The organism is Nitrospirota bacterium (assembly GCA_035516965.1).
Taxonomy (GTDB): Bacteria; Nitrospirota; UBA9217; order UBA9217; family UBA9217; genus MHEA01.
The window spans coordinates 1-3,311 of record DATIZR010000051.1 but is presented as its reverse complement, the minus strand read 5'-3'; the positions used below and the strand labels follow the sequence as shown (position 1 = coordinate 3,311).

General features: G+C 57.3%; 6 protein-coding genes. All 6 read left to right on the top strand.

Translation table 11 applies throughout. The annotated features are described in order from the left end of the window. On the top strand, window positions 1-125 hold a 125-nt coding region (locus VL197_07990), incomplete at its 5' end, for an integrase core domain-containing protein (protein HUJ17919.1). Between the two features lie 228 nt (window positions 126-353). Beyond that, window positions 354-788, top strand: coding sequence for a hypothetical protein (locus VL197_07985; protein ID HUJ17918.1), 435 nt, complete (start codon window positions 354-356; stop codon window positions 786-788). A 562-nt stretch (window positions 789-1,350) separates the two neighbouring features. Further along, window positions 1,351-2,121, top strand: coding sequence for an SDR family NAD(P)-dependent oxidoreductase (locus VL197_07980; protein ID HUJ17917.1), 771 nt, complete (start codon window positions 1,351-1,353; stop codon window positions 2,119-2,121). A gap of 117 nt (window positions 2,122-2,238) precedes the next feature. Next, a complete protein-coding gene (locus VL197_07975; protein HUJ17916.1) occupies window positions 2,239-2,685 on the top strand; it encodes an SRPBCC family protein in 447 nt (148 codons plus the stop codon). Beyond that, complete coding sequence (locus VL197_07970) at window positions 2,686-2,931, top strand: hypothetical protein (protein ID HUJ17915.1); 246 nt, start codon at window positions 2,686-2,688, stop codon at window positions 2,929-2,931. Between the two features lie 193 nt (window positions 2,932-3,124). Beyond that, the coding region (locus tag VL197_07965; protein ID HUJ17914.1) for a hypothetical protein at window positions 3,125-3,311 on the top strand (187 nt) is incomplete at its 3' end.

The following is a 3,311-nucleotide window of genomic DNA, read 5'->3' as shown; positions in this document are numbered from 1 at the left end:
AAGCTACGTACTGGTGGATGATCGACTACAATGAGCACCGTCCCCATGACTCCCTCGGGAGTCTGACGCCGGATGAATGTCTGAAAAACTACACCGGAAACTCTACTTTTAAACTGTCTACTTGACAGGGAAGCTTACGCTGAAACTTCGGTACGAACTAAGTCAAATATATCCAAGGGAATGGCCAGAGTCAATCAACCTAAAGACCTACATTTGGAACGATCGAAGGCATAAGCTCAATCCTGCTCTCCTGCGTACGCGCCAAGCTAAACAACCACTGAGTCAATCCCGGTGCTATGCTGTAACTATAAATACCTCTTCCGAGATACTTCAGGATGAGAAGGGAGGTTCCTATGTTCACGAAAGACTACGAATGGTACATCAGGCATCTGACGGAGCATGCAGGCATGAAATTCTCGGAGGTCCTGCTTGTGGACAATATAGCATCGTGGTGCAGGCGGCATGGAATTGACGAGCCGGATGAGCACAAGCCAATCAAGATCGTGACGGGGAACGGCGTCAGGCTCCTGGTCGCCGAGATGATACCGGATCAGGTCCTGGAAGAACGGATCAACGCGACCCGTATCTTGAGCCAGCTTAAGAGCGTGAGCCAGGATCGTGCGGACTTGCTGAATTCACCGGAGAAAAAGCTCGCTTACCTTTTCCTGAAAGAGCTTTCGCTGACCAAGCCCGACCTCGCGTACGATGACGTGGCAGCCGATGAATGGATATACGGGCAGCTGGACCGCATCGGCATTACCAATCCCGCGAACATGAAAGTCGCGTAGGAAGAGAGTTGATCGAGGCGAGGCATCAGGCTTGATTCCTTCTTCTGTGTCTCCTCCCGCGAAATGGTCTTCGCCAAGAGAGAGGGGGGATCCTCGAGGGTCGCGTCCGGGGGGTTGGGCGTAACCCCATACGAAAATTTAGGCGGGCGACCGAGGACGAGGGTTAAGCATTTCGGATGTCCGAAGCCGATGTAGCTGACCCACCCTCACCCGGCTTTCCCTGAGGGCGAGGTGGTGCGATGACAAAGATACATTTATCGGCTAGTTTCCGAAATGTACCGAGGACACCCTGCACTCGCACCTCAGGCACTCGTATTCACTGGGTGCAGGCGACCGAGCACGACGTGAAGAATTTTCGTCGGGTGCCATTCTTTGGCGTCACCTTTCTTCGGGCAAGCAAGAAAGGTGACGAAAAGAAATGGAAGTCGATAGAAGCCGTTGGGTTGAGCTCGCTTAACCCAACCTACCACTCTAAAAGATCTTTCTCGTTTATCTGTAACCATTCTGTCTATCCGTTATCCATTGCGCGCGCTATAATCAAGATGAAACAAAGGACCACTCCATGGCAAGAGTATTCATTACCGGCTCTTCTGACGGCCTCGGCCTCATGGAGGCGCGGATGCTGGTCAGCCAGGGCCACCAGGTCGTACTGCACGGGCGGAGCCGGCAGCGGGCAGATGAGGCGCTTTCCAAGGTCCCGGGTGCGCTTACTGCAGTTGTCGGAGATCTGGCAAGCATCGCTGAGACGAAGTCCCTTGCGGACCAGGTGAACGAACTGGGCCCGTTCGATGCCGTGATCCACAATGCCGGCGTCTATGGCGAGTCCCAGTGCATCCGGACCGTCGACGGCCTGCCGCAGATCTTTGTTGTGAACTCCCTGGCCCCCTATATCCTGACCTGCCTGATCAGGAGGCCGAAGCGTCTGGTCTATACGAGCTCGGGCCTGCACCAAGGCGGCGATGCCACGCTCCACGACCTCGCGTGGACCAGCCGGCGCTGTTCGGCCTCGAGCGCCTACGCCGATTCGAAGCTGCACAACGTCATCCTCGCCTTTGCCGTCGCCCGCAAATGGCCCGGCGTATTGTCCAATGCCGTGGATCCCGGCTGGGCAGCCACGAAGATGGGAGGGCGGGGAGCTCCCGTCAGCGTCGAGGAGGGGTCGCGTACGCAGGCGTGGCTGGCTGCAAGCTCGGTCCAGGAAGCCCTGGTCTCGGGACGATATTTCTCTCACCAGCAGCTCCGGAGCTTTCACCCCGCTGCCGCAGACCCGGCTGTCCAGGAAAAGTATCTTTCAGAATGCTGCCGCTTGTCCGGGGTCGCATTCCCCGCGTAGCCTCCCTTCTTTGACCTTCCCCCGAATCAGTGGTATCGTGGTATCAGAAGGGCAAAGATCCGGTCGCATGCCAGCGGCGCGCGAACCGGGCAGCAACAGCAGAAGGAGGGTCAAATCATGCCTACGGGTACTGTGAAACTTTACCGCGTGCTGCGCGCAGCGCCGGAGCGGGTCTATCGCTCATTTCTCGATGCCGATGCCATGGCGAAGTGGCTTCCGCCCAACGGGTTCACGGGAAGGGTCCACCAGCTCGACCCGAAGGTAGGCGGGACCTACCGGATGTCGTTCACGAACTTCACGACAGGCAGAAGCCATGCGTTCCATGGCGAGTACCTTGAGCTGATCCCGAACGAGCGGCTTGTATACACGGACAGATTCGACGATCCCGGCCTTGCCGGCGAGATGCGAACGACGGTGCACCTGAAGAAGAGCGCCTTCGGAACCGACCTGGACATCGTGCAGGAGGGCATCCCCGAAGCGATTCCCGTTGATGCCTGTTATCTCGGATGGCAGGAGTCGCTCGTCCTTCTTGCCAAGCTCGTTGAGGCTGAGATCCGCGATTGAGTGAACTGCGCCGCAGGGCTCGCCGATGGCTGGTATATCACGCCGGACAACAGGAAGCAGACATTCTTCCGGACGTTGCCGCGTTTGTCAGGTCTGTACATGGTAGGGCAGTGGACCGCGCCGTTCACCGGCGCAGCGATCGCGGCGCTTTCCGGTTGCCAGCTGATCCAGCTGTTGTGCAATCAGATTGAAAAGGTATTCGTGACAGAAGAGCAGAACAGGTCAGAGGCACGCCTTGCGGCTTGATGAATCCACAGCGGGCCTCACACGAAGCCGCGGAGACACGAAGAAAAATAAAAGATATCCTGGGTCTTCTGGGATTGACAAAGCACTGCGCATCCGTATAATCAATTCACTGATAGAATCATCTTTGCCTGCACGGCGAGTACCCTGTCCCTCGCGCCCGGCGAAAAGGGATCGTGAAAGAGAGGCTTCCCTCATGCGTCGATTGATAACGTCCGCCGCGATCGTCACGTGTCTGGCGGTTTCAGGTCTTTTTGGGCCACGCGTTGCCGGGGCGGCCGGGCTGGGATTGTATGGTGCAGCGGGAAGCGGCGATGCGACCTGGGACAGCGACTATTCGGACGGGAACAGCAGCAAGGTGGACAAAGACGTGCGGTTTAGGG